24 protein-coding genes, 2 rRNA genes and 2 other annotated features are annotated in these 24,632 nt (G+C 47.9%); all 26 genes read left to right on the plus strand.

The window, feature by feature from the left end; all coding sequences use genetic code 11:
• Positions 1 to 469, plus strand: a 23S ribosomal RNA gene (locus WQ57_RS15750); the annotation flags it as partial.
• 80 nt (positions 470 to 549) lie between these two features.
• A 5S ribosomal RNA gene (rrf, locus tag WQ57_RS15755) occupies positions 550 to 665 on the plus strand.
• A 419-nt stretch (positions 666 to 1,084) separates the two neighbouring features.
• Positions 1,085 to 1,546: a CtsR family transcriptional regulator gene (locus WQ57_RS15760; protein ID WP_046524730.1), complete on the plus strand. Its 462-nt coding sequence runs from the start codon at positions 1,085 to 1,087 to the stop codon at positions 1,544 to 1,546.
• Positions 1,547 to 1,690: 144 nt separating this feature from the next.
• On the plus strand, positions 1,691 to 2,125 hold the full coding sequence (locus WQ57_RS15765; protein ID WP_420912399.1) for a UvrB/UvrC motif-containing protein: 435 nt from the start codon (positions 1,691 to 1,693) through the stop codon (positions 2,123 to 2,125).
• A 2-nt stretch (positions 2,126 to 2,127) separates the two neighbouring features.
• Complete coding sequence (locus WQ57_RS15770; protein ID WP_046524732.1) at positions 2,128 to 3,198, plus strand: protein-arginine kinase McsB; 1,071 nt, start codon at positions 2,128 to 2,130, stop codon at positions 3,196 to 3,198.
• A gap of 17 nt (positions 3,199 to 3,215) precedes the next feature.
• Entirely contained in the window at positions 3,216 to 5,654 is a 2,439-nt protein-coding gene (clpC, locus tag WQ57_RS15775; protein WP_046524733.1) for an ATP-dependent protease ATP-binding subunit ClpC, read from the plus strand.
• Positions 5,655 to 5,829: 175 nt separating this feature from the next.
• Positions 5,830 to 7,209: a DNA repair protein RadA gene (gene radA, locus WQ57_RS15780; protein WP_046524734.1), complete on the plus strand. Its 1,380-nt coding sequence runs from the start codon at positions 5,830 to 5,832 to the stop codon at positions 7,207 to 7,209.
• 231 nt (positions 7,210 to 7,440) lie between these two features.
• The gene (locus tag WQ57_RS15785; RefSeq protein WP_046524735.1) at positions 7,441 to 8,526 is read left to right on the plus strand and encodes a PIN/TRAM domain-containing protein; all 1,086 of its coding nucleotides are present in this window, start codon (positions 7,441 to 7,443) and stop codon (positions 8,524 to 8,526) included.
• 19 nt (positions 8,527 to 8,545) lie between these two features.
• On the plus strand, positions 8,546 to 9,235 hold the full coding sequence (gene ispD, locus WQ57_RS15790) for a 2-C-methyl-D-erythritol 4-phosphate cytidylyltransferase (protein ID WP_046524736.1): 690 nt from the start codon (positions 8,546 to 8,548) through the stop codon (positions 9,233 to 9,235).
• 49 nt (positions 9,236 to 9,284) lie between these two features.
• On the plus strand, positions 9,285 to 9,761 hold the full coding sequence (ispF, locus tag WQ57_RS15795; protein WP_046524737.1) for a 2-C-methyl-D-erythritol 2,4-cyclodiphosphate synthase: 477 nt from the start codon (positions 9,285 to 9,287) through the stop codon (positions 9,759 to 9,761).
• 34 nt (positions 9,762 to 9,795) lie between these two features.
• Positions 9,796 to 11,250 (plus strand): glutamate--tRNA ligase, encoded by a 1,455-nt coding sequence (gene gltX / locus WQ57_RS15800; RefSeq protein WP_046524738.1) that lies wholly within the window; start codon positions 9,796 to 9,798, stop codon positions 11,248 to 11,250.
• Positions 11,251 to 11,316: 66 nt separating this feature from the next.
• Positions 11,317 to 11,534 (plus strand) — a binding site (T-box leader).
• Positions 11,535 to 11,592: 58 nt separating this feature from the next.
• Positions 11,593 to 12,261: a serine O-acetyltransferase gene (gene cysE / locus WQ57_RS15805; RefSeq protein ID WP_046524739.1), complete on the plus strand. Its 669-nt coding sequence runs from the start codon at positions 11,593 to 11,595 to the stop codon at positions 12,259 to 12,261.
• Positions 12,242 to 13,639: a cysteine--tRNA ligase gene (gene cysS, locus WQ57_RS15810; protein WP_046524740.1), complete on the plus strand. Its 1,398-nt coding sequence runs from the start codon at positions 12,242 to 12,244 to the stop codon at positions 13,637 to 13,639. The genes cysE and cysS overlap by 20 nt, the downstream gene beginning before the upstream one ends.
• Positions 13,640 to 13,642: 3 nt before the next feature.
• Positions 13,643 to 14,062, plus strand: a complete 420-nt coding sequence (locus WQ57_RS15815) for a Mini-ribonuclease 3 (RefSeq protein ID WP_046524741.1) — start codon at positions 13,643 to 13,645, stop codon at positions 14,060 to 14,062.
• A complete protein-coding gene (gene rlmB / locus WQ57_RS15820; RefSeq protein ID WP_046524742.1) occupies positions 14,059 to 14,802 on the plus strand; it encodes a 23S rRNA (guanosine(2251)-2'-O)-methyltransferase RlmB in 744 nt (247 codons plus the stop codon). Before WQ57_RS15815 ends, rlmB begins: the two co-directional genes overlap by 4 nt.
• 1 nt (position 14,803) lies before the next feature.
• Positions 14,804 to 15,313 carry an NYN domain-containing protein gene (locus tag WQ57_RS15825; protein WP_046524743.1) on the plus strand — a complete coding sequence of 170 codons (510 nt, stop codon included), beginning with the start codon at positions 14,804 to 14,806 and terminating at the stop codon, positions 15,311 to 15,313.
• A 74-nt stretch (positions 15,314 to 15,387) separates the two neighbouring features.
• Positions 15,388 to 16,038, plus strand: a complete 651-nt coding sequence (sigH, locus tag WQ57_RS15830) for an RNA polymerase sporulation sigma factor SigH (RefSeq protein ID WP_046524744.1) — start codon at positions 15,388 to 15,390, stop codon at positions 16,036 to 16,038.
• 102 nt (positions 16,039 to 16,140) lie between these two features.
• Positions 16,141 to 16,290, plus strand: coding sequence for a 50S ribosomal protein L33 (gene rpmG / locus WQ57_RS15835; protein WP_046524745.1), 150 nt, complete (start codon positions 16,141 to 16,143; stop codon positions 16,288 to 16,290).
• 43 nt (positions 16,291 to 16,333) lie between these two features.
• Positions 16,334 to 16,513: a preprotein translocase subunit SecE gene (gene secE, locus WQ57_RS15840; RefSeq protein WP_046524746.1), complete on the plus strand. Its 180-nt coding sequence runs from the start codon at positions 16,334 to 16,336 to the stop codon at positions 16,511 to 16,513.
• A 381-nt stretch (positions 16,514 to 16,894) separates the two neighbouring features.
• Complete coding sequence (nusG, locus tag WQ57_RS15850; RefSeq protein ID WP_046524748.1) at positions 16,895 to 17,428, plus strand: transcription termination/antitermination protein NusG; 534 nt, start codon at positions 16,895 to 16,897, stop codon at positions 17,426 to 17,428.
• Positions 17,429 to 17,600: 172 nt separating this feature from the next.
• A complete protein-coding gene (gene rplK, locus WQ57_RS15855; protein WP_023626445.1) occupies positions 17,601 to 18,026 on the plus strand; it encodes a 50S ribosomal protein L11 in 426 nt (141 codons plus the stop codon).
• 118 nt (positions 18,027 to 18,144) lie between these two features.
• Positions 18,145 to 18,843, plus strand: coding sequence for a 50S ribosomal protein L1 (gene rplA, locus WQ57_RS15860; RefSeq protein ID WP_046524749.1), 699 nt, complete (start codon positions 18,145 to 18,147; stop codon positions 18,841 to 18,843).
• Positions 18,844 to 18,894: 51 nt separating this feature from the next.
• Positions 18,895 to 19,032: a sequence feature (ribosomal protein L10 leader region), on the plus strand.
• Positions 19,033 to 19,062: 30 nt separating this feature from the next.
• Positions 19,063 to 19,563, plus strand: coding sequence for a 50S ribosomal protein L10 (gene rplJ / locus WQ57_RS15865; RefSeq protein ID WP_046524750.1), 501 nt, complete (start codon positions 19,063 to 19,065; stop codon positions 19,561 to 19,563).
• 52 nt (positions 19,564 to 19,615) lie between these two features.
• Complete coding sequence (gene rplL / locus WQ57_RS15870; RefSeq protein WP_046524751.1) at positions 19,616 to 19,981, plus strand: 50S ribosomal protein L7/L12; 366 nt, start codon at positions 19,616 to 19,618, stop codon at positions 19,979 to 19,981.
• Positions 19,982 to 20,110: 129 nt separating this feature from the next.
• Positions 20,111 to 20,731: a class I SAM-dependent methyltransferase gene (locus WQ57_RS15875; RefSeq protein WP_046524752.1), complete on the plus strand. Its 621-nt coding sequence runs from the start codon at positions 20,111 to 20,113 to the stop codon at positions 20,729 to 20,731.
• Between the two features lie 221 nt (positions 20,732 to 20,952).
• Positions 20,953 to 24,513, plus strand: a complete 3,561-nt coding sequence (gene rpoB / locus WQ57_RS15880) for a DNA-directed RNA polymerase subunit beta (protein WP_046524753.1) — start codon at positions 20,953 to 20,955, stop codon at positions 24,511 to 24,513.
• The last annotated feature ends 119 nt before the right edge of the window (positions 24,514 to 24,632 follow it).

Consider the following 24,632-nt stretch of genomic DNA (forward strand, 5'->3'; position numbering starts at 1 on the left):
AAAAGCTACCCCGGGGATAACAGGCTTATCTCCCCCAAGAGTCCACATCGACGGGGAGGTTTGGCACCTCGATGTCGGCTCATCGCATCCTGGGGCTGTAGTCGGTCCCAAGGGTTGGGCTGTTCGCCCATTAAAGCGGTACGCGAGCTGGGTTCAGAACGTCGTGAGACAGTTCGGTCCCTATCCGTCGTGGGCGCAGGAAATTTGAGAGGAGCTGTCCTTAGTACGAGAGGACCGGGATGGACGCACCGCTGGTGTACCAGTTGTCTTGCCAAAGGCATCGCTGGGTAGCTATGTGCGGACGGGATAAGTGCTGAAAGCATCTAAGCATGAAGCCCCCCTCAAGATGAGATTTCCCATAGCGTCAAGCTAGTAAGATCCCTGAAAGATGATCAGGTTGATAGGTCAGAGGTGGAAGCGCGGTGACGTGTGGAGCTGACTGATACTAATCGATCGAGGACTTAACCAATAGGTTGATACTCGAAATTGCAAACCTTCTGAAATGCATTATCCAGTTTTGAGGGAACAACCCTCATTTCAATAAAATAGTCTGGCGGTGATGGCGAGAAGGTCACACCCGTTCCCATGCCGAACACGGAAGTTAAGCTTCTCAGCGCCGATGGTAGTTGGGGGTTTCCCCCTGTGAGAGTAGGACGCTGCCAGGCAAATGAAAGAACAGCTGAAATATGCTGTTCTTTTTTGTGTTTTATAGAACCATCATGAAATGTAGATATCGGACCGAACGATGTCGATATCCTCCCAAACGATGTAGATATAATAGCAAACTGTGTAGAAAAGCCGTCAATTCATGAAGAAAAAGCCACTTTTCATGTAGAAATAAATTAGTTGAGGCACGAGAATCGTTGCTAGGTATCGTCCACCCGAAATTGTTCCCGGTCCGCACTCTTTGTCGAACAAAAAAAGTTTTAAAAACGCCCTAAAGGGTAAAAAGTATTATTCCTTTAACGGGTTTTACCTCTACATAAATATGGGCAGAATAGGACCACTGGAAGAATTGCATCGTGGCATGTTTTTATGTATAATTTATGTCAAAGATAGTCAAAGTCAGAATGGGGGAGGTTTAGTGAGGAATATATCGGATATCATTGAAGGTTACCTTAAGCAGGTATTGGAGATGAGTGAACAGGACCTCGTTGAAATCAAACGCAGTGAAATTGCCGATAAATTTCAGTGCGTGCCGTCCCAGATAAATTATGTCATAAATACACGCTTTACCATTGAACGGGGATACCTCGTTGAGAGCAAGCGAGGCGGCGGGGGCTATATTCGGATTATGAAAGTGCAAACCCTTGACCATGCGCACCTGATTGACCAGCTGCTTTCGCTCGTCAGTCACCGAATTTCACAGGCCAATGCGGAGAGCATCATTCTCAGGCTGGTGGAGGAGGAAGTAATCACAGACAGGGAAGCAAAAATCATGGTGAGTGTGCTGGACCGGTCTGTTCTGCACATCGACCTGCCGCAGCGTGATGAACTTCGCTCAAGAATGCTGCGGGCAATGCTAATAGCAATCAAATATAAATGAAAAATGTAAGATATGGTGAGAGGTGAGAGCATGATTTGCCAGGAGTGTAATCAGAGGCCGGCCACACTGCATTTTACCAACTTCAGCAATGGAGAAAAAACGGAGATGCATTTATGCGAACGGTGCGCACAGGAGAAGGGCGAAATGTTTATGATGAATCAGGGCCCTGGTTTTTCCATTAACAACTTGCTGGCGGGGCTGCTGAACATGGAACCGGCCTTCAAGACTAAGGCCAAGGAGCCTTTTCCCCAGGAAAAGGTCATCCAATGTGACAACTGTTCGTTGACGTTCCCGCAATTTGTGAAGATAGGCCGCTTTGGGTGTGCGCATTGCTATGATGCTTTCCGTGAACAGCTTTCTCCAGTCATCCGCAGGCTGCATAGCGGGAATTCAACTCATAACGGCAAGGTTCCGCAGCGGATTGGCGGCTCTATTCAATTGCAGCGAAATATCGCGTCTTTGAAAAACACCTTGAGTGAGCACATCGCCCGGGAAGAATTTGAAAAGGCTGTAGAGCTAAGAGACCAAATCCGCTCATTGGAGAAGGAGCTGGCTGAGAAGCGAAGGGGAGGGGAATAAGGGTGTCTTTGGAACGATTTATCAATCAGGCAGTAAGCTCCTGGATGAGTGAAGACGGGCCAGACTCAGACATTGTCCTCAGTTCCCGTATTCGTTTAGCCAGGAATCTAAAAGAGATGAAGTTTCCGGCACTTGCTTCTGGCGAAGAATCAGGAGAAGTGATATCACATGTTAAAGAGATGCTCCAGCAGGGGTGTCCCTCAAGGTTTGGTCCACTGGAACTGCTGAAAATGGAAGAGATCCAGCCTCTGCAAAAAAGAGTGCTGGTCGAGAAGCATTTAATCAGCCCGCATCTTGCAGAGCACTCGCCCCACGGCGCCATTCTTTTATCGGAAAATGAACAGGTCAGCATCATGCTGAATGAGGAAGACCATATCCGCATTCAATGTTTGTTCCCGGGGCTTCAATTATCAGAGGCTCTCCAGGCGGCTAATGAAATGGACGACTGGCTTGAAGGCGGCATTGATTATGCTTTTGATGAGCAGTATGGCTATTTGACCAGCTGCCCGACAAATGCAGGCACAGGTTTAAGGGCTTCCGTGATGATGCATTTGCCTGGACTGGTGCTGACCCAGCAGTTAAACAGGATTCTGCCGGCGATCAACCAGCTTGGCTTGGTGGTAAGGGGAATTTACGGCGAAGGCAGTGAAGCGCTGGGAAACATTTTTCAAATCTCCAACCAAATCACTTTGGGAAAATCGGAAGATGATATAGTAGAAGATTTAAAAAGCGTCGTATCCCAGCTGATTTCTCAGGAAAGGTCAGCACGGGAAGCATTAGCCAAAACCTCAAACATACAATTAGAAGACAGAGTGTTCCGCTCTTATGGGACATTGGCAAACAGCAGGATCATCGAGACAAAGGAAGCGGCCAGCTGCCTGTCCGATGTCCGGCTTGGCATAGATATGGGGTATATCAAAAACATTTCAAAGAACATCTTAAATGAATTAATGATCCTGACACAGCCAGGTTTTTTACAACAATATGCAGGAGGGCCGCTGCGTCCGGAAGAAAGGGATATCCGCAGGGCAGCCCTGATCAGGGAAAGAATGAAGATGGAATTGAGCCAATAATAAGGAGGATGAGCTTTATGATGTTTGGACGGTTTACTGAAAGAGCGCAAAAAGTACTTGCTTTGGCACAGGAAGAGGCAATTCGCCTTGGACATAACAATATTGGAACGGAACATGTCCTCCTCGGCCTTGTACGGGAAGGGGAAGGGATTGCCGCGAAGGCACTTTATGGACTGGGCCTGGGTGCCGAAAAGATTCAGAAGGAAGTAGAAAACCTGATTGGCAGGGGCCAGGAAGGCTCACAGACAATCCACTACACCCCAAGAGCGAAAAAGGTTATCGAACTATCAATGGATGAGGCAAGAAAGCTGGGCCACTCCTATGTGGGAACCGAACATATCCTCCTTGGCCTTATTCGTGAAGGTGAAGGCGTCGCTGCAAGGGTTCTGAACAATCTCGGGGTAAGCCTGAATAAAGCGCGCCAGCAAGTGCTGCAGCTTCTGGGCAGCAATGAGACTTCAGGCCATCAGGGAGGCGGTGCCGTCCATGCGAATACGCCGACCCTAGACAGCCTAGCAAGGGATCTGACAGCCATAGCCCGTGAAGGAAGCCTTGATCCTGTCATCGGAAGAAGCAAGGAAATCCAGAGGGTAATCGAGGTATTGAGCCGCCGGACAAAGAACAACCCTGTATTGATTGGTGAGCCAGGGGTAGGTAAGACGGCAATTGCTGAAGGCCTCGCCCAGCAGATTGTGAATAATGAAGTACCGGAAATTCTCCGTGACAAAAGGGTTATGACTCTTGATATGGGTACAGTTGTCGCCGGAACAAAATACCGCGGTGAATTTGAAGACCGCCTGAAAAAGGTGATGGATGAAATCCGCCAGGCAGGAAATATCATTCTCTTCATTGACGAACTGCACACCCTTATTGGTGCCGGCGGTGCGGAAGGTGCGATTGATGCTTCGAATATCCTCAAGCCTTCGCTCGCCCGTGGAGAACTTCAGTGCATCGGTGCTACTACTCTTGATGAGTATCGTAAATATATTGAAAAGGATGCTGCCCTTGAGCGCCGTTTCCAGCCAATTACTGTGGATGAGCCGACAGCAGAAGAATCGGTTCAGATTCTAAAAGGCCTGAGAGACCGTTATGAAGCCCATCACCGGGTATCCATTACCGATGAAGCGATCGAAGCGGCAGTAAAGCTTTCTGACCGCTATATATCCGACCGTTTCCTTCCAGATAAGGCGATCGACCTGATTGATGAGGCCGGATCCAAGGTCCGCCTTCGTTCCTATACGACTCCTCCGAACCTTAAGGAGCTTGAAGCAAAACTTGAAGAAGTGCGCAAGGAAAAAGATGCATCTGTCCAAAGCCAGGAATTTGAAAAAGCTGCTTCCCTGAGGGATACGGAACAGCGCCTGCGCGAGCAACTTGAAAATACAAAGAAATCCTGGAAAGAAAAGCAGGGCCAGGAAAACAGCGAAGTAACGGTTGATGATATTGCCCATGTGGTCTCAAGCTGGACGGGGGTTCCTGTTTCCAAGCTGGCTCAGACAGAGACGCAAAAACTGTTGAAGCTGGAAGAAATTTTGCATTCCCGCCTAATTGGGCAGGAGGAAGCGGTCAAGGCAGTTTCAAAAGCTGTCCGCCGGGCAAGGGCTGGATTAAAAGATCCAAAGCGCCCAATCGGATCCTTCATTTTCCTCGGGCCTACCGGGGTCGGGAAGACAGAATTGGCCAGAGCGCTTGCAGAAGCCATGTTCGGGGACGAAGATGCGATGATCCGTGTCGATATGTCCGAGTATATGGAAAAGCACTCGACTTCCCGTCTGGTTGGTTCCCCTCCAGGATATGTGGGATATGATGAGGGCGGCCAGCTGACGGAGAAGGTCCGCAGAAAGCCATATTCCGTTGTGCTTCTTGATGAAATCGAGAAAGCCCATCCGGATGTTTTCAATATTCTTTTACAGGTGCTCGAAGACGGCCGATTGACAGACTCCAAGGGAAGGACAGTCGATTTCCGCAACACCGTCCTGATTATGACATCCAACGTCGGAGCAGAGGCGCTGAAGCGCAATAAATATGTCGGCTTCAATATCCAGGATGGAGACCAGAATTACAAGGATATGAAGGGCAATGTAATGGAGGAACTGAAAAAAGCGTTCCGCCCAGAGTTCCTTAACCGGATTGATGAAATCATTGTCTTCCATGCCCTTGAAAAAGAGCATTTGAAGCAGATTGTGACGCTTATGTCCGACCAGCTTGTGAAGCGGCTTGTTGAACAGGACATCAACCTTGAGCTGACGGAAGCAGCCAAGGAAAAAATTTCGGAAGAAGGCTACGATCCGGAATACGGAGCACGTCCTCTCCGCCGGGCTATCCAAAAGCATATTGAAGACCAGCTTTCTGAAGAGCTGCTTAAAGGTACCGTCCTTAAGGGACAAAAAGTCATCATTGATGTGGAGGACGGCCAATTTACCGTAAAAACACCGGAGGGCACGACGAATAAATAGGTTCTATATTTAAAATAAAGAGGTATACGTATGACAGTGTACGTATACCTCTTTTATCTTTTATTACAATCAGGTATCAAGTGCTGAAGAAATGAAACAATATTCAAGCTGAATCGTCTTATACATATCAGAAGCTAGGGGCTTGAGCTTTTCTAGATGAGGAGTAGAAGTAAATATGGCTAAACGTAAAACAAAATTCATGTGCCAGGAATGTGGGTACGAGTCTCCTAAATGGATGGGGAAATGTCCGGGGTGCGGCCAGTGGAACAAGATGGTGGAGGAAACGGAAAGCTCCGGAGGCGGCCGCAAAGGGGCCTTCAATCATTCAAACACCACCGGAATCAAACCAAAGGCAACGCCTATTACCTCGATTGAAACTATCAGTGAGCCGAGGATACATACTGAAATGAGAGAGCTCAACCGGGTTCTTGGCGGAGGGGTTGTAAAGGGCTCGCTCGTTCTGATTGGCGGCGACCCAGGTATCGGAAAGTCGACCCTCCTCCTGCAGGTCTCTTTCCAGCTGGCCAAGATTGGCCAGTCGGTCCTTTATATTTCCGGCGAAGAGTCGATGCGGCAGACAAAGCTGAGGGCAGACAGGCTGGGAGTGGCATCCGAGAATCTTCTGGTCTATTCCGAAACCAACCTGGAAGAAATCAGCCTGACGATTGAAAAGAACGACCCGGACTTTGTTATCGTGGATTCCATCCAGACGGTGTACCACCCGGATGTCACCTCGGCCCCTGGGAGTGTCTCTCAGGTGCGCGAGTGTACAGCAGAGCTGATGAGGATTGCCAAGACTAAGGGCGTGGCCATTTTCATTGTTGGGCATGTAACAAAGGAAGGCTCCATCGCCGGGCCGCGCCTGTTGGAGCATATGGTGGACACGGTGCTCTATTTTGAAGGAGAGCGGCACCACACCTACCGTATATTGCGCGCCGTTAAAAATCGATTTGGGTCAACAAACGAAATGGGTATTTTCGAGATGAAGGAAGCCGGGCTCGAGGAGGTCGCCAACCCGTCGGAAATCTTCCTTGAAGAGCGTTCACAGGGAGCCTCCGGATCCACTGTGGTGGCGTCCATGGAGGGAACGCGCCCGGTTCTGGTGGAGATTCAGGCGCTGATCTCGCCGACAAGCTTTGGAAATCCGCGCAGGATGGCGACAGGTATTGACCATAACCGGGTAAGCCTGCTGATGGCAGTACTCGAGAAACGGGTCGGCCTTCTGCTTGCGAACCAGGATGCCTATCTGAAGGTGGCAGGCGGAGTCAAACTGGATGAACCGGCGATTGATCTGGCCATTGCGGTTAGCATTGCATCCAGCTTCCGGGACAGGCCGACGCGCGCTTCAGACTGCATCATCGGTGAGGTCGGCCTCACAGGGGAAGTGCGGCGTGTCTCACGAATTGAGCAGAGGGTGCAGGAAGCGGCAAAACTTGGCTTTGAAAGAGTCATTCTGCCAGAGAATAATCTGGGAGGCTGGACTTGTCCTCCCGGCATCACACTGATTGGGGTCACTTCGGTCAGCGAGGCATTGAAGGCTGTTCTGGAGGGCTAGACAGGGCAATAGGGAGGCCATTTGGACCATGGTCCCATCAGGAAATAGGTAATTTTCCATATGTTGACAAATAGCTGCCTTTGGTGCTACTTTTATAAATACCAGAGTGGAAGGTATTGGTTACAGATGCATTTTAAAAATGTTCCAGCTATTAACAAACAGTAAAAATCTTATTAAGCGAAGGTTTCAATTTATAGAATTTGTTTATAATGAGAACAAGGAGGTGAAGGAATGTTAAGACGTATCATTCAAGCCTGTTTCCTTATCATTGGAGGAACGCTTGGAATATTCTTAATTCCTGATTTGCTATCGTTAGTCGGCATGGAAGATTTTCATCTGATTTCCAACCCGTATGTTTCTGCTGTACTTGGTGCACTTATCTTTTATTTAATTTCTTTTTGGGCGGTTGACCCTGTCACAAATTTTGTCAAATGGGCAGAAGAGTCATTGATTAAAGCGCCGATCACAGATGTTTTATTTGGCAGCATTGGCTTGTTCTTCGGCCTTTTGGTGGCCTTTTTAATCGGATTTGCCCTTAATGCTGTCCAAGTGCCAATCGTGAATACAGTAGCCCCTATCCTGCTCACTCTTTTATTTGGATACCTCGGATTTCAGGTAGGCTTCAAGAAGCGGGATGAACTTCTCGGCCTTTTTTCAAAGGGCAAGAAAAAGGGAAGTGAAGAGGAAGAGACGGAAAAAGAAGCCGAAGGAACATGGAAAATCCTCGATACCAGCGTCATTATCGATGGGAGAATTGCGGATATCTGCAAGACTGGTTTTCTCGAAGGCATCATCGTCATTCCCCAGTTTGTGCTGGGAGAGCTGCAGCATATCGCGGATTCTTCAGATGCCCTGAAACGAAACCGCGGCCGGCGAGGGCTTGATATCCTCAACCGGATCCAGAAGGAGCTGGCAATCAAAGTCCAGGTCTATGAGGGGGACTTTGATGAAATCAATGAAGTAGATTCGAAGCTCGTCAAACTTGCCAAACTGACAAATGGTGTCGTTGTGACTAACGATTTTAATTTAAACAAGGTATGCGAACTACAGGGAGTTCCGGTATTGAATATCAATGATCTTGCCAATGCGGTGAAGCCGGTTGTCCTGCCCGGGGAAGAGCTAAGCATCCAGGTAATCAAGGATGGCAAGGAGCATAATCAGGGCATTGCGTATCTGGATGATGGTACGATGATCGTTGTTGAAGAAGGTCGGGATTATATCGGCAAGCGAATTGATGTTCTGGTCACGAGTGTTCTCCAGACATCTGCAGGCAGAATGATTTTTGCCAAGCCCAAGTTATTGGAAAAAGCGCTATAGAGAGATAGGAGTTTTGGATATGGCTTACCAGGTCATTATTCCGGCTGCTGGCCAGGGAAAGAGGATGGGAGCAGGAAAGAATAAGCTTTATTTGACACTGGAGGATACTCCGGTTCTGATTCATACGTTACGGGTCTTTGATGAAGATGAAGAATGCGGCGGAATGATTCTTGCCATTCATCCTGAGGACGAAGCCCAATTCAAGGATATGATCCATTTTTATGGAATCCGGAAGGTCACCTCCATGGTCCATGGAGGCAGGGAACGCCAGGATAGTGTCTATAGTGGTGTAAAGGTGCTGGAGGAGGAAGGAATTGTCCTAGTCCACGACGCCGCCCGCCCTTTTATAAAAAAGGAGACCATCCATTCCCTTGTCCGTGAGGCGGAAATGGAAGGAGCAGCCATCGCGGCAGTACCAGTCAAGGATACAATCAAAAGAGCAGATAGCAATATGGTTACAGAAACAATTGAGCGTTCAAGCTTGTGGGCTGTCCAAACCCCACAGGCTTTTCGCATTTCCGTTCTCCGGAATGCCCACGAAAAAGCAGTCAAGGAAGAGTTCACGGGCACCGATGATGCAAGCCTGGTCGAACGGCTTCCGCATAAAGTCGCGATAATTGAGGGCGATTATGATAATATAAAGCTGACCACACCTGAAGATGTGTTTTTTGCCGAAGCGATTTTAAAAAAGCGGAAGCAGTTAGGATAGGCAGACTGATGCTGCCATCCATGAACTTTAATAAAAGGAGCAAGTTCAGATGTTTCGAATTGGACAAGGTTTTGATGTACACCAGCTGACAGAGGGAAGGCCGCTGATCATCGGCGGAATTGAAATCCCTTATGAAAAGGGGCTGCTCGGCCATTCTGATGCAGATGTGCTTTTGCATACGGTAGCTGATGCCTGTCTTGGCGCGATTGGCGAGGGGGATATTGGCCGGCATTTTCCTGACACGGACCCAGCATTCAAGGATGCTGATTCGGCAAAGCTGATGGAGCATGTCTGGGGAATCGTCAAGGAAAAAGGCTACAAGCTGGTGAATGCCGACTGCACGATTATTGCCCAGAAGCCTAAAATGGCTCCATACATTGAGCAAATCAGGGACCGGGTTGCCGAGCTGCTCGAAGCATCGGCCGAACAGGTCAACATAAAGGCAACGACCACAGAAAAACTTGGCTTTACCGGCCGCGGGGAAGGGATTGCCGCCCAGGTAGCACTTCTGCTGCAAAAGGCATAAGCACTCGCAGGCTTACTATTTAAGGAGGATTTATATGTCAGAGATTCGCGTTCGTTATGCCCCGAGCCCAACGGGACATTTACATATCGGCAACGCCCGCACCGCATTGTTCAACTATCTGTATGCCCGCAGCCGGGGCGGAAAATTCATCATCCGGATAGAGGATACCGATCTGAAAAGAAATATTGAAGGCGGAGAAGAGAGCCAGCTTCATTACTTGAAGTGGCTTGGGATGGATTGGGACGAAAGCATTGATGCCGGCGGGGAATATGGGCCTTACCGCCAGTCCGAACGGATTGAAATTTATAATAAGTATACAGATGAGCTCTTTGAGAAGGGGCTTGCCTATAAATGCTATTGTACAGAAGAAGAGCTGGAGGCAGAGCGTGAGGCCCAGATGGAGCGGAATGAGACGCCTAAGTACTCGGGCAGATGCCGCCATCTTACAGAGGAAGACAGGGAGAGGTTTGAAAAGGAAGGCCGCAAGCCAAGCATCCGCTTTAAAGTGGCTTCCGGAGAAGTCCTTGAATTTGATGATATGGTTAAAGGCGACGTTTCCTTTGAGTCGGACGGCTTCGGCGACTTTGTCATCGTAAAAAAAGACGGGATCCCTACTTACAACTATGCGGTCGTACTTGATGACCACCTGATGAAAATTTCACATGTTCTCCGCGGCGATGACCATATCTCCAATACGCCAAAGCAGCTGTTAATCTACAAGGCCTTTGGCTGGACTCCACCGGTATTTGGGCATATGACGCTGATTGTTAATGAAAGCAGGAAAAAGCTCAGCAAGCGCGATGAATCGATCATCCAGTTTATTGAGCAGTATGAAGCACTGGGCTATTTGCCGGAGGCACTGTTCAACTTTATTGCCTTGCTTGGATGGTCTCCGTCAGGCGAGGAGGAAATCTTCTCTAAAGAAGAGTTCATAGAGATGTTTGATCCTGCCCGTCTTTCAAAGTCTCCAGCTTTGTTTGACCGTCAAAAGCTTACCTGGATGAACAACCAGTATATGAAAAAGGCTGACCTTGACAAAGTGGTCGCACTGTCTGTCCCTCATCTGGAGAAGGCCGGAAAGCTTGAGAAGGAGCGCAGTGCGGAAGAAGACAGCTGGGTCCGCAGTTTAATCTCCCTCTATCAGGAGAAAATGAGCTTTGGTGCCGAAATTGTCGAGATGTCGGAAATCTTCTTCCAGGATGAAGTCCGTTTTGAAGAAGAAGCGAAGGAAGTATTGGCAGGGGAACAGGTTCCTGAAGTGCTCTCTGCCTTCCTTGATGAAGTTGAAGCGGTGCCCGAGTTTACGGCAGACAAAATCAAAGGGGCCGTTAAGGCGGTTCAAAAGGGAACAGGCCATAAAGGCCAGAAACTGTTCATGCCAATCCGCGCGGCAGTCACGGGACAAACGCATGGTCCGGATTTGATGCTCGCAATCGAGCTTCTCGGCAAGGAAACAGTAAAGAAAAGAGTCTCCAGCCTGCTTGGCTAAAAACTTTTTTACCAAGATGGTTAACAGACAGAGCAAAATATAATATAGTAAAAGTAATTCCATAAAATGAAAGTGTTGAAGAGGATAAGTAAAAAAGTGATGCTTCACCAGAGAGAACCATCAGCGGCTGAAAGTGGTTCGGGCCCCTCGCTTTTTGAAATGCACCTCCGAGTCTCCGGATGAACGAGTGAACCTACTAGTCCGGAGCGGGTCCTCCCGTTAACAGGCTGAAGTTGGGGCCAAAAGCCCAAACAGAGTGGAACCGCGCAACAGGCGTCTCTGTCGGAAACGACAGGGGCGTTTTTTATTTACAGAAAAAAGGCAGGATAAGGGGGAGAAGAGATGTTTAAGAAGTTGAAGGAAGATATCGAGGTAATATTTGAACAGGACCCTGCCGCCAGGTCTTACATGGAAGTGATACTCACTTATTCCGGCCTGCATGCGATTTGGTCCCACAGGCTCGCCCATGCCTTATATAAGCGGAGATTCTTCTTTTTGGCCAGATTGATTTCGCAAATCAGCCGGTTCTTCACGGGGATTGAAATCCATCCCGGGGCCCGGATTGGACGGCGGCTGTTCATTGACCACGGCATGGGAGTGGTCATTGGGGAGACATGCGAGATTGGTGACAATGTGACGATTTACCAGGGTGTTACACTGGGGGGGACTGGCAAGGAAAAGGGCAAGCGCCACCCAACGGTTAAAGACAATGCGCTGATTGCCACGGGAGCGAAAGTTCTTGGTTCCATTACGATTGGCGAGAATTCCAAGGTTGGCGGCGGTTCCGTGGTGTTAAAGGATGTTCCGCCGAACTCCACCGTGGTTGGAGTTCCTGGACGTGTAGTGATGCAGGATGGAGTGAAGGTGAAGAAAGATTTGAACCACTCTGACCTTCCAGACCCGATTGCAGACCGTTTTAAAACCCTCGAAGATGAAATTGTTTCGCTTCACAGGGAGCTTGCGGAATTGAAGGAAGAAAGGAGCAAAGTGAATGCCAATTCAAATTTATAATACACTGACTCGTAAAAAAGAGGACTTTATTCCTTTGGAAGAGGGAAAGGTCAAAATGTATGTTTGCGGGCCTACGGTCTATAACTATATCCATATCGGAAATGCACGGCCGGCGATCGTTTTTGATACTGTCCGCCGCTATCTTGAATTCAGGGGCTATGATGTCAGGTATATTTCAAACTTCACCGATGTCGACGATAAGCTTATCAGGGCAGCCAATGAACTCGGGGAAGAGGTGCCGGCCATCGCCGAGCGGTTTATCAATGCCTACTTTGAAGATGTGTCGGCGCTGGGCTGCAAAAAGGCAGATGCCCATCCGCGTGTGACAGAGACGATGGATTTGATCATTGAGTTCATTGATGCTTTGATTGAAAAGGGATTTGCCTATGAATCAGGCGGAGACGTTTATTACCGTACTCGTGAGTTCGGGGAATATGGCAAGCTTTCACACCAGTCGATTGATGAACTCAAGGTGGGGGCACGGATCCAGGTGGGCGAAAAGAAACAGGATGCCCTGGATTTTGCCCTTTGGAAAAGTGCGAAAGAAGGCGAGATTGCCTGGGACAGTCCTTGGGGCAAAGGTCGGCCTGGCTGGCATATTGAGTGCTCGGCAATGGCGCGGCAATACCTTGGGGATACAATTGATATCCACGCCGGAGGACAGGACCTGGCCTTCCCGCATCATGAAAATGAAATTGCGCAATCCGAAGCCCTTACAGGAAAAACATTCGCCCGTTATTGGATGCACAACGGCTACATTAATATTGACAACGAGAAAATGTCGAAATCTCTTGGGAATTTTGTCCTCGTCCATGACATCATTAAAAAGCATGACCCGCAGGTATTAAGGTTCTTCATGCTGTCTGTTCATTATCGGAACCCGATCAACTACAGTGAGGAATTGCTTGAAAATACAAAAGCGGCGTTTGAAAGACTGAAGACGTCCTACCAAAACCTTAAGCATCGACAAGGCGCAAGCACGAACCTGACACAGGATAACCAGGAATGGCTGGATAAAATTAAAGCTCTCCGTGAACAGTTTGCAGCCGAAATGGACGATGATTTTAATACTGCGAATGCGGTATCTGTCCTGTTTGATTTATCCAAGCTCGCGAATCTTTACTTGCTGGAAAAGAATACGTCAGAAGAAGTCATCGAGGCATTCACAAGTGAGTTTGACCTGCTGTTTGGAACCCTTGGCCTTAACCTTGGAGAGGAAGAACTGCTTGATGAGGAAATCGAGGCGCTGATCCAAAAGCGGAATCAGGCAAGGAAAGACCGGGACTTCCAGCTGTCCGACCAGATACGCGACCAGCTGAAAGAGATGAATATCATCCTCGAAGACACGGCCCAGGGTACAAGATGGAAAAGAGGGTAAGGAATGATATCGGATACAGGCAAGATCGATGAAAAACAGTTGAACAGCCTGGCGCTCGCTTACATGGGTGATGCCGTCTTTGAAAAATATGTGCGGCTTCACCTGCTGGAAAGCGGAAAGGTGAGGCCTCATAAGCTTCATAAGGAGGCGACCAGATACGTATCCGCCAAGGCACAGTCAAGGATCATCCATGATTTTATGGATAAGGGAGTCCTGACGGAAGAGGAAACAGCAGTGCTCAAAAGAGGCAGGAATGCCAAATCGGGAACGGTCCCGAAAAATACGGACGTCCAGACTTACCGTTACAGCACAGCGTTTGAAGCTCTGATTGGCTATCTGTTCCTTGCCGGCCGGGAAGAGCGGCTGGAAGAGCTGATACAGGCTGCGTTTTTAATTGTTGAAGAGGGAGGAATAACATCATGAGCGAGGAGTATATCGCCGGGAAAAACCCAGTAATCGAAGCTTTAAAATCAGGTCGCGACATCAATAAAATCCTTATTGCGGAAGGTTCCCAGCGAGGGCAGATGCAGCAGGTGGCCAAGCTGTCAAAAGAAGCGAATGTCATCGTCCAGTTTGTACCGAAGAAAAAGCTGGACCAGCTGTATGAAGGAAACCACCAGGGAGTGGTAGCCCAGGTGGCAGCCTATGAATATGCGGAACTGGATGATTTATTCGCAGCCGCCGAGAAAAGAAACGAAGCTCCATTTTTCCTTCTTCTGGATGAAATTGAGGATCCCCACAACCTCGGGTCGATTATGAGAACAGCCGATGCAACGGGCGCTCACGGCATCATCATTCCAAAAAGGAGGGCGGTTGGACTCACTGCCACGGTTGCCAAAGCCTCAACAGGCGCAATCGAGCATATCCCGGTAGTCCGTGTGACCAATATGTCGAGGACAATTGAAGAGCTTAAAGAGCGGGGTGTCTGGATTGCCGGGACCGATGCATCAGCAAAAGAAGATTATCGTCAGTTTGACGGATCCATTCCGCTTGGACTGGTGATTGGCAGTGAAGGAAAAGGCATGGGACGGATTATCCGCGAGAAATGCGACTTCTTGCTCAGCCTGCCAATGGCAGGGCATGTGACCTCCCTTAATGCCTCAGTAGCTGCAGCACTTCTTATGTATGAAGTGTACCGTAAACGCCATCCGCTAGGACAGTAGCATGGATATCCTGCTTGTTGACGGATATAACATCATTGGGGCTTGGCCGGAACTCAGTGCTCTCAAGAATAAGGACCTGGCATCAGCGCGGGACCTCCTGGTGGAGAAGATGGCCGAATATCAGGCCTATACAGGGTACCGGGTCATTGTCGTATTTGATGCGTACTATGTGCAAGGCACGGAAAAGAAGCTGAAGAACCACAAAGTCGAAGTCATTTTTACAAGGGAAAATGAAACAGCCGACGAACGGATTGAGAAAATGGCGATTGATTTAGGCAACCGCCTGACCCAGATTCATGTGGCTACCTCTGACTTCACGGAGCAATGGGCGATTTTTGGACAGGGGGCATTGAGAAAATCGGCAAGAGAGCTGCTGACGGAGATCAATGTCATCGAACAGAAAATTGAAAAACGCGTTCGAAAAATCCAGGAAAAGAAGCCGGTCAGTAAAATCCCCCTCAGCAGCGAAGTGGCCGAAATTTTTGAAAAGTGGCGCCGCGGCGGGGAATGAGCGGTTGAACTAAAGGTCAAGCCTGCTGTATAATATTTCTAACTATGGAAAAGTGCGGGGCGGAGGGGTTGTGTGTGAGTGCTGATTTCGGAGTTGAACAGGCCATCCAATACAAGGACCTTGAAGACGAAGAAATAGTGGAGGCCGTTCATCGGGGAGAAAGCGAAGCCCTGGATTTTTTGATTCATAAGTACCGCAATTTTGTCCGTGCAAAAGCGAGATCCTACTTCCTGATAGGAGCGGATAAGGAAGATATTATCCAGGAAGGGATGATCGGCCTTTATAAGGCTATCCGGGATTTCCGGGAGGACAAGCTGACCTCCTTCAAGGCTTTTGCCGAGCTTTGCATCACCCGGCAGATTATCACCGCCATTAAAACAGCCACGAGGCAAAAGCATATTCCGCTCAACTCATACGTTTCCCTTGACAAACCGATTTATGACGAGGAATCCGACCGGACGCTGATGGATGTCCTGTCAGGAGCAAAAGCAATGGATCCTGAGGAACTAATCATCAGCCGGGAGGAGTTTGACCAGATTGAGGAGAAAATGAGCGAACTGCTCAGCGACCTTGAAAGAAAGGTGCTGGCGCTTTATCTGGAAGGACAGTCCTACCAGGAGATATCGGAGGAGCTTAACCGGCATGTGAAGTCGATCGACAATGCCCTTCAGAGGGTGAAACGGAAACTGGAAAGATATCTGGAAGCCAGGGAGCTTTCTGTGTAGCAACAGGGGCGCCATCTATCCTTGAAACACGCTTCGGCACTTATTGACACAAACTGTAAGCCATGATACTTTTATAAAGACATAATTTTAGGGTGTATTTTTATGGAAAAAAAGATAACGCTTGCTTGTGCACAGTGCGGTTCCCGCAATTATTCGACACCAAGCAGCAAGGATCAACAGGCTGAGCGGCTGGAAGTCAAGAAATTCTGCAAAAGCTGCAACGCTCATACGGTTCACCGGGAGACAAAATAGCTCAAAGTCTAATGCCATCCCCAGAAAGTTGGAGGTTACAAATATGCGCATCACTAAGTTTTTTCCTGAAGTCGCAAGTGAAATGAGAAAAGTAAGCTGGCCAAAGCGCAAGCAGCTGGGAAGATATACAGTTATTGTATTGACGACCGTTCTCTTAATGGGCCTGTTCTTCACAGTAGTTGACCTTGGAATTTCCGAATTGATTCGTTTAATCCTTGAATAACCCCTGCGTTCTCATGGTATAATGGAGAATAACGCAGGATAAATGTACAAAAGCCCGGTTAACGGGTTTTTTCGTTTGTTTAAAATAAAATGGAATGCTGGTCAAGCTGTCCAGCTGCAGCGCCTAGCTCCTCGGGTCGTAAGCCAATCCCTTTCAGAAGTCAAAGAACGACTTTCTGCAGGGCTCGTCTTATGCCTGTCGGAGCTGGAAAGGCGCTTCCGCATTTCAGCGGTCCAGCTGCAGCGCCTAGCCCTTAGCGTCATAAGGCGCCCCACTCTTAAAGTCAAAGAACGACTTTCTGAGTGGTTCGCCTTATGCCGTTAGGGCTGGACGGGCGCTTCCGCATTTCAAAATGGGAGGGACGGACGTTAGTCCTCTAATATGGAAAAGAATTGGTATGTTGTTCATACGTATTCAGGTTATGAGAACAAGGTGAAGACCAACCTGGAAAAGCGTGTTGAATCGATGGGTATGCAGGATAAGATCTTCAGGGTGATTGTGCCTGAAGACGAAGAAACTGATTTCAAAAATGGCCAGAAGAAAATCGTCAAAAGAAAGACGTTTCCTGGCTACGTGCTTGTAGAGCTGGTCATGACTGATGATTCCTGGTATGTGGTCCGCAATACTCCGGGTGTAACAGGATTTGTTGGTTCTGCCGGTTCAGGGTCCAAGCCCACTGCCCTGCTTCCGGAAGAAGTGGCAACCATCCTGAAGCGCATGGGTGTAGAAGAAAAACGGGTGGATATCGATTTTGAATTAGGAGAAACCGTCCAGGTAAGTGAAGGACCGTTCAACAACTTTACAGGGACGATTGAAGAAATTGACAAGGACAAAGGCAAGCTTAAAGTTCTTGTTAATATGTTCGGCCGTGATACCCCGGTAGAACTGGAATTTTCGCAGATTAAAAAATTATAACTTGAAATAACTTGAAATTGAAAATGAAAAGTGGTAATATTTCAAAGGTCAGTATGTCTCGCCAAGCGGGACAGACATAAATTATTATGTTCTTTATTTTAGATAAAGACTGGACTTGAGTGGGAGGGTGAACCCCTATTACCACATCACGGACTTTAAGGAGGTGTGTCTCGTGGCTAAAAAAGTAATTAAGATGGTTAAATTGCAAATCCCTGCTGGTAAAGCAAACCCAGCGCCGCCGGTTGGTCCTGCACTAGGTCAAGCAGGTGTGAACATCATGGGATTCTGTAAGGAGTTCAATGCTCGTACAGCTGATCAGGCTGGTTTGATCATTCCTGTAGAAATTACGGTATTTGAAGACCGTTCCTTTACATTTATTACGAAAACTCCTCCTGCTGCCGTTCTTTTGAAAGTAGCAGCTGGAATTCAGTCTGGTTCAGGTGAACCAAACCGTAATAAAGTAGCGACAGTCAAGCGTGATAAAGTGCGCGAGATTGCTGAACAGAAAATGCCTGACCTGAACGCAGCAAGCGTTGAAGCAGCAATGCGCATGGTCGAAGGTACTGCACGCAGCATGGGTATCACTATTGAAGACTAATTGCTGATGCAAGGACATGGGGGTTGCGATGCTGACAAGTTTCACTCGCAACCTTTCATTTGTCCGTTAAAAAGTGGGAGGTCTATCCGCTAAAACCACAATATAGGAGGAAGTAAAAATGGCTAAAAAAGGCAAAAAGTATCAAGAAGCCGCTAAGCTAGTAGATCGTTCGAAAGCTTATTCTATTCAAGAAGCAATCGAGCTTGCTAAAAAGACAAGCATCGTTAAATTTGACGCAACTGTTGAAGCAGCATTCCGTTTGGGCGTTGACCCTAAGAAAGCTGACCAGCAAATCCGTGGAGCGGTTGTTCTTCCAAACGGAACTGGTAAAACTCAGCGCGTTCTTGTTTTCGCTAAAGGCGACAAGGCTAAGGAAGCAGAAGCTGCTGGCGCAGACTATGTTGGCGATTCAGAATACATCAACAAGATCCAGCAAGGCTGGTTCGATTTTGATGTAATCGTAGCTACACCTGACATGATGGGTGAAGTTGGTAAGCTTGGCCGCGTATTGGGACCTAAAGGCTTAATGCCAAACCCTAAGACTGGCACGGTAACTTTTGATGTAACAAAAGCTGTTAATGAAATCAAGGCTGGTAAAGTAGAATACCGCGTTGACAAAGCTGGTAACATCCACGTTCCAATCGGAAAGGTTTCTTTCGAGGACCAAAAGCTTGTTGAAAACTTCAACACCATTTTCGATACAATGATGAAGGTTAAGCCAGCTGCTGCAAAAGGAACTTACATGAAGAACGTTGCGGTTTCCACAACAATGGGACCTGGCGTTAAAGTAGATCCTGCTACAGCAACAGCAAAATAATACCAATTGACAAATTACAGCTGATTTATATATAATAAATTCTGTTGTGAAAATAAAATAACATTTGTACCGCAGACAGCAGGTGCCGAAAGGCTTAATCTCCTGCCGAGGTCATACGATAGATTTACACGATACACTATTGTATACTCCCTCCATGTCTGTTTGACCTGGAGGTTTTTTATTGCCTGGTATGAATGTAGATAAACAGGAGGTGTAAAGATGAGCAGCGCTATCGAAACAAAGAAACAACTAGTTGATCAGATTGCTGACCAGTTCAAAGCCAGCCAATCAACCATCATTGTTGATTACCGTGGTTTGACTGTTGGTGAGGTTACTGAACTTCGCAAACAGCTTCGTGAAGCAGGTGTAGAATTCAAAGTGTACAAGAACACAATGACTCGCCGTGCCGCTGAAGCTGCTGGTCTTGAGGGTCTGAACGATGTATTGACTGGACCGAATGCCATTGCATTCAGCACAGAAGATGTTATCGCTCCTGCGAAGATCCTTAATGAATTCGCGAAAAAGAACGAAGCACTTGAAATCAAAGCGGGTGTAATCGAAGGAAACGTTGCTTCTGTTGAGGAAGTTAAGGCTCTTGCAGAACTACCATCCCGCGAAGGCTTGCTTTCTATGCTACTCAGCGTGCTTCAAGCACCTATCCGCAATCTTGCTCTTGCTGCAAAAGCTGTTGCAGACCAAAAAGAAGAACAAGGCGCGTAAGCTAGTATACGTTTAAACAATAAAACAACCAACTAATAGGAGGAAATTAACAATGACTAAAGAACAAATCATTGAAGCAGTTAAAAACATGACTGTTTTAGAACTAAATGACTTAGTAAAAGCTATCGAAGAAGAGTTCGGCGTAACAGCTGCTGCTCCTGTAGCAATGATGGGCGGAGCTGCTGGTGCAGACGCTGCTGCTGAGCAAACTGAATTTGATTTGGTACTTGCATCTCCTGGAGACCAAAAAATCAAAGTTATCAAGGTTGTTCGTGAAATCACAGGCCTTGGTCTTAAAGAAGCGAAAGAACTTGTTGACAACACTCCAAAAGCTCTTAAAGAAGGCATTGCTAAAGAAGAAGCTGAAGAGCTTAAAGCTAAGCTTGAAGAAGTTGGAGCAAACGTTGAAGTTAAGTAATAAACCTGAAAAAAGCTCGCTGTCAAGCGGGCTTTTTTTGCCTGCTTAAAAAAGGCATTTCCTGCACCGGATGACGGTGTTTCCCAACTCTATGATTGCGATTAAAGCCCTTGCCTGGAGGTGGCTGTTATGACAAATCACTATTACTCAAAGAAACCGGGAACAGAGAGTGCGCCCGCGTACTGGGATTTCAAGCTTAAGGGGCATAAGTTCCGGTTTAAAACGGATAGCGGCGTGTTTTCCAAGAAGGAAGTCGACTTTGGCTCCCGGCTGCTGATCGAATCCTTTGAATATACACATGATGGTGGAAAGATCCTTGATGTCGGCTGCGGGTATGGACCTATCGGACTTTCTATCGCCAAGGCATATCCGGATGCATTGGTCCATATGGTGGATGTCAACGAAAGAGCGCTTGGCCTTGCAAAGGAAAATGCAGCCCAGAATGCAGTGGAAAATGTAAGGATCTATGAAAGCGACCGCCTGCTGCAGGTAGATGGCGGACCATTTCAGGCAATCCTGACAAATCCGCCGATCAGGGCCGGCAAAAATACCGTTCACGATATTTTCGAGCAAAGCGTGGACCATTTGAGTGCTGATGGAGAATTATGGGTGGTTATCCAAAAGAAACAAGGCGCTCCATCTGCCATTGCCAAGCTTGAGGAGTTATTTGCCCGTGTGGATGTGGTAGAGAAAAAGAAAGGGTATTTTATAATAGCAGCTAAAAAAGTTGACGACGAAAATACGCTATGATAATATTATAAAATGCCAATAGATTAGTTTTCTCTATTTTGCTAAAAAAAACGTTTTGAGTATAATTTTGGGTATTTAGGGAAAACTAACAAAATAATTGTTCGTTGTAGAAAATGTGGTTTTTGGACGTGAAAACCCTTTTTCTTTTTGTCTTATGAATGTTTAGCATCAAAAGAACACGAATAGTGGAATAATTACGCTTGATTTGAGGGGTGAATCAGTTGACAGGTCAACTAGTTCAGTATGGACGGCACCGCCAGCGAAGAAGTTATGCAAGAATCAGTGAAGTATTGGATCTGCCAAATTTAATAGAAATTCAAACGGCGTCCTATCAGTGGTTCCTTGATGAAGGGCTTCGTGAAATGTTCCAGGATATTTCTCCAATTGAAGACTTCACAGGCAACTTGTCGCTGGAATTTATTGATTACAGTCTTGCCGAACCAAAATATCCAGTGGAAGAATCCAAGGAGAGAGATGTTACTTACTCTGCTCCATTACGAGTGAAGGTCCGACTTGTTAATAAAGAAACGGGCGAGGTAAAGGATCAGGACGTCTTTATGGGCGACTTCCCTCTTATGACGGAAACTGGAACTTTCGTTATCAATGGGGCCGAAAGGGTTATCGTATCCCAGTTAGTGCGTTCTCCAAGCGTATACTACAGCGGGAAAATGGACAAAAACGGGAAAAAGGGCTTTTCAGCCACAGTCATCCCGAACCGCGGCGCCTGGCTTGAATATGAAACTGATGCGAAAGACGTTGTATATGTAAGGATTGATCGTACGAGGAAGCTCCCTGTTACGGTTCTTTTGCGTGCTTTAGGATTTGGATCAGATCAGGAAATCATCGATTTGATTGGTGACAATGAATATATTCGGAATACGCTTGAGAAGGACAATACGGAAAGCACAGAGAAAGCATTGCTTGAAATCTATGAGCGTCTCCGTCCAGGTGAGCCGCCTACAGTGGATAATGCCAAAAGTCTGCTTGTTTCCAGATTCTTTGATCCGAAAAGGTATGACCTTGCAAGTGTAGGCCGCTATAAAATTAATAAAAAGCTTCATATTAAAAACCGCCTGTTCGGCCAGAAGCTGGCTGAAACACTGGTAGACCCTGAAACAGGGGAAATCATTGCGGAAAAAGGTACCACTCTTGACCGCCGTACGCTCGACCGTCTGATTCCAAGCCTTGAAAAAGACGTAGGCTTTGGGACCCACAGACCTGTCGGCGGCGTGGTGGAAGATGACATTATGCTGCAAACAATCAAAATCTATGCACCTAATGACGAAGGCGAGAAGGTAATCAACGTTATTGGGAATGCCTATGTGGAAGAGCCGGTTAAAAACATTACTCCGGCTGATATCATTGCGTCCATCAGTTATTTCTTTAACCTGCTGCATGGTGTCGGTGATACGGATGATATCGACCACCTTGGAAACAGACGTCTGCGTTCCGTTGGCGAACTTCTTCAAAACCAGTTCCGAATCGGTCTTTCCAGAATGGAGCGTGTGGTTCGTGAAAGGATGTCCATTCAGGATACAAACACAATCACACCGCAGCAGCTGATTAATATCCGCCCTGTCATCGCTTCAATCAAGGAATTCTTTGGAAGCTCCCAGCTTTCCCAATTCATGGACCAGACGAATCCGCTTGCCGAGCTAACGCATAAGCGCCGTCTGTCTGCATTGGGGCCAGGTGGGTTGACACGTGAACGTGCAGGTTTTGAAGTGCGTGACGTACACTACTCCCACTATGGTCGTATGTGTCCGATTGAAACGCCTGAAGGGCCAAACATTGGTCTGATCAACTCGCTGTCGTCCTTTGCGAAAGTAAACCGTTTTGGGTTTATTGAAACTCCATACCGGAGGGTCGACCCAGAGACAGGATTGGTCACATCGCATTTTGATTATTTGACCGCTGATGAAGAAGATAATTATGTCGTTGCCCAGGCGAATGCAGTGCTGTCTGAAGAAGGAGCCTTCATGGATGATATGGTTGTCGCCCGTTTCCGCGGCGAGAACACGGTAGTGCCGCGCGAGCGCGTCGACTACATGGACGTATCTCCTAAACAGGTTGTATCTGCTGCGACAGCATGTATTCCTTTCCTTGAAAATGATGACTCCAACCGCGCCCTGATGGGAGCGAACATGCAGCGTCAGGCTGTTCCATTGATGCAGCCGGAAGCCCCGCGTGTTGGTACAGGTATGGAGCACGTATCCGCCAAGGATTCAGGTGCCGCTGTCATCTGCAAGCATGAAGGGATCGTTGAACATGTGGAAGCCCGCGAAGTATGGGTGCGCCGCATCATGAATGTTGACGGCCAGGAGGTCAAGGGTGACCTTGATAAATACAGGCTGTTGAAATTCATCCGTTCCAACCAGGGTACTTGCTATAACCAGCGCCCAATCGTCAGTGTCGGCGACCATGTGGCGAAGGGAGAAATCCTTGCCGATGGCCCGTCCATGGAAAAAGGGGAACTTGCCCTTGGCCGCAACGTACTGGTTGCCTTCATCAACTGGGATGGCTATAACTATGAAGATGCGATCATCATGAGTGAACGCCTAGTAAAAGACGATGTGTACACATCGATCCATATAGAAGAATATGAATCAGAGTCCCGCGATACGAAATTGGGACCTGAAGAAATCACCCGTGACATCCCGAATGTCGGGGAAGATGCGCTCCGCAACCTTGATGAGCGCGGCATCATCCGCATTGGGGCCGAGGTGAAGGATGGCGACCTGCTTGTTGGTAAGGTCACTCCTAAAGGTGTAACCGAACTGACAGCCGAAGAACGCCTGCTGCATGCCATCTTTGGAGAGAAGGCAAGGGAAGTCCGCGACACTTCTCTTCGAGTTCCTCATGGCGGCGGCGGTATCGTCCTGGATGTCAAAGTCTTCAACCGTGAGGATGGAGACGAATTGCCGCCGGGTGTCAACCAGCTTGTCCGCGTCTATATCGTTCAGAAGCGTAAGATTTCCGAAGGAGATAAGATGGCGGGACGCCACGGAAACAAAGGGGTTATTTCCCGAATCCTGCCTGAGGAAGATATGCCTTACCTTCCGGATGGCACGCCAGTTGATATCATGCTGAACCCATTGGGAGTACCTTCACGGATGAACATCGGACAGGTGCTTGAGCTTCACCTTGGCATGGCTGCCAGAAGTCTTGGCATCCATGTGGCATCGCCGGTATTCGATGGTGCAACGGAAGAAGATGTGTGGTCAACGATTGAGGAAGCAGGCATGGCCCGGGATGCGAAAACCGTCCTTTATGACGGACGTACCGGAGAAGCATTCGACAACCGGGTATCGGTAGGCGTCATGTATATGATCAAGCTTGCCCACATGGTTGACGACAAGCTTCATGCCCGTTCAACAGGACCATACTCCCTTGTTACGCAGCAGCCGCTGGGCGGTAAAGCCCAATTCGGCGGTCAGCGTTTTGGTGAGATGGAAGTATGGGCTCTTGAAGCCTACGGTGCCGCCTATACGCTTCAGGAAATCCTGACAGTCAAGTCGGATGACGTTGTCGGCCGTGTTAAAACCTATGAGGCTATTGTCAAAGGGGAAAATGTCCCTGAACCAGGCGTGCCTGAGTCCTTCAAGGTATTGATGAAAGAACTTCAGAGTCTTGGTATGGATGTCAAAATCCTTTCAGGCGACGAAAAAGAGATTGAAATGCGCGACTTCGATGATGATGAAGACTTGCAGCATAGCGAATCATTAACGATTGCTCCGGAACCAGAGGATCTTGATTCTGAAAAAGTAGGATCAAAGGAATAAGTGAAATCGATGGATGGGAAAAGCCGGCAGCTGGCAAGGCTGCCCGGCTTTCAATCCTGCCCGGCTGCTTTTTGAGAGACGCTGGCTGATGATTTCACTACGGGTAAAACCCTAGATTA

Origin of the sequence: Mesobacillus campisalis (genome assembly GCF_000986785.1) — a bacterium.
GTDB lineage: Bacteria > Bacillota > Bacilli > Bacillales > Cytobacillaceae > Mesobacillus_B > Mesobacillus_B campisalis.

What these genes read in the sequence shown, in the direction of transcription:
- WQ57_RS15765 (WP_420912399.1), top strand. Translation starts at nt 1,691, where the DNA reads ATGTTTATGATGAATCAGGGCCCTGGTTTTTCCATTAACAACTTGCTG.
- clpC (WP_046524733.1), top strand. Translation starts at nt 3,216, where the DNA reads ATGATGTTTGGACGGTTTACTGAAAGAGCGCAAAAAGTACTTGCTTTG.
- radA (WP_046524734.1), top strand. Translation starts at nt 5,830, where the DNA reads ATGGCTAAACGTAAAACAAAATTCATGTGCCAGGAATGTGGGTACGAG.
- WQ57_RS15785 (WP_046524735.1), top strand. Translation starts at nt 7,441, where the DNA reads ATGTTAAGACGTATCATTCAAGCCTGTTTCCTTATCATTGGAGGAACG.
- ispD (WP_046524736.1), top strand. Translation starts at nt 8,546, where the DNA reads ATGGCTTACCAGGTCATTATTCCGGCTGCTGGCCAGGGAAAGAGGATG.
- ispF (WP_046524737.1), top strand. Translation starts at nt 9,285, where the DNA reads ATGTTTCGAATTGGACAAGGTTTTGATGTACACCAGCTGACAGAGGGA.
- gltX (WP_046524738.1), top strand. Translation starts at nt 9,796, where the DNA reads ATGTCAGAGATTCGCGTTCGTTATGCCCCGAGCCCAACGGGACATTTA.
- cysE (WP_046524739.1), top strand. Translation starts at nt 11,593, where the DNA reads ATGTTTAAGAAGTTGAAGGAAGATATCGAGGTAATATTTGAACAGGAC.
- cysS (WP_046524740.1), top strand. Translation starts at nt 12,242, where the DNA reads ATGCCAATTCAAATTTATAATACACTGACTCGTAAAAAAGAGGACTTT.
- WQ57_RS15815 (WP_046524741.1), top strand. Translation starts at nt 13,643, where the DNA reads ATGATATCGGATACAGGCAAGATCGATGAAAAACAGTTGAACAGCCTG.
- rlmB (WP_046524742.1), top strand. Translation starts at nt 14,059, where the DNA reads ATGAGCGAGGAGTATATCGCCGGGAAAAACCCAGTAATCGAAGCTTTA.
- WQ57_RS15825 (WP_046524743.1), top strand. Translation starts at nt 14,804, where the DNA reads ATGGATATCCTGCTTGTTGACGGATATAACATCATTGGGGCTTGGCCG.
- rpmG (WP_046524745.1), top strand. Translation starts at nt 16,141, where the DNA reads ATGGAAAAAAAGATAACGCTTGCTTGTGCACAGTGCGGTTCCCGCAAT.
- secE (WP_046524746.1), top strand. Translation starts at nt 16,334, where the DNA reads ATGCGCATCACTAAGTTTTTTCCTGAAGTCGCAAGTGAAATGAGAAAA.
- nusG (WP_046524748.1), top strand. Translation starts at nt 16,895, where the DNA reads ATGGAAAAGAATTGGTATGTTGTTCATACGTATTCAGGTTATGAGAAC.
- rplA (WP_046524749.1), top strand. Translation starts at nt 18,145, where the DNA reads ATGGCTAAAAAAGGCAAAAAGTATCAAGAAGCCGCTAAGCTAGTAGAT.
- rplJ (WP_046524750.1), top strand. Translation starts at nt 19,063, where the DNA reads ATGAGCAGCGCTATCGAAACAAAGAAACAACTAGTTGATCAGATTGCT.
- rplL (WP_046524751.1), top strand. Translation starts at nt 19,616, where the DNA reads ATGACTAAAGAACAAATCATTGAAGCAGTTAAAAACATGACTGTTTTA.
- WQ57_RS15875 (WP_046524752.1), top strand. Translation starts at nt 20,111, where the DNA reads ATGACAAATCACTATTACTCAAAGAAACCGGGAACAGAGAGTGCGCCC.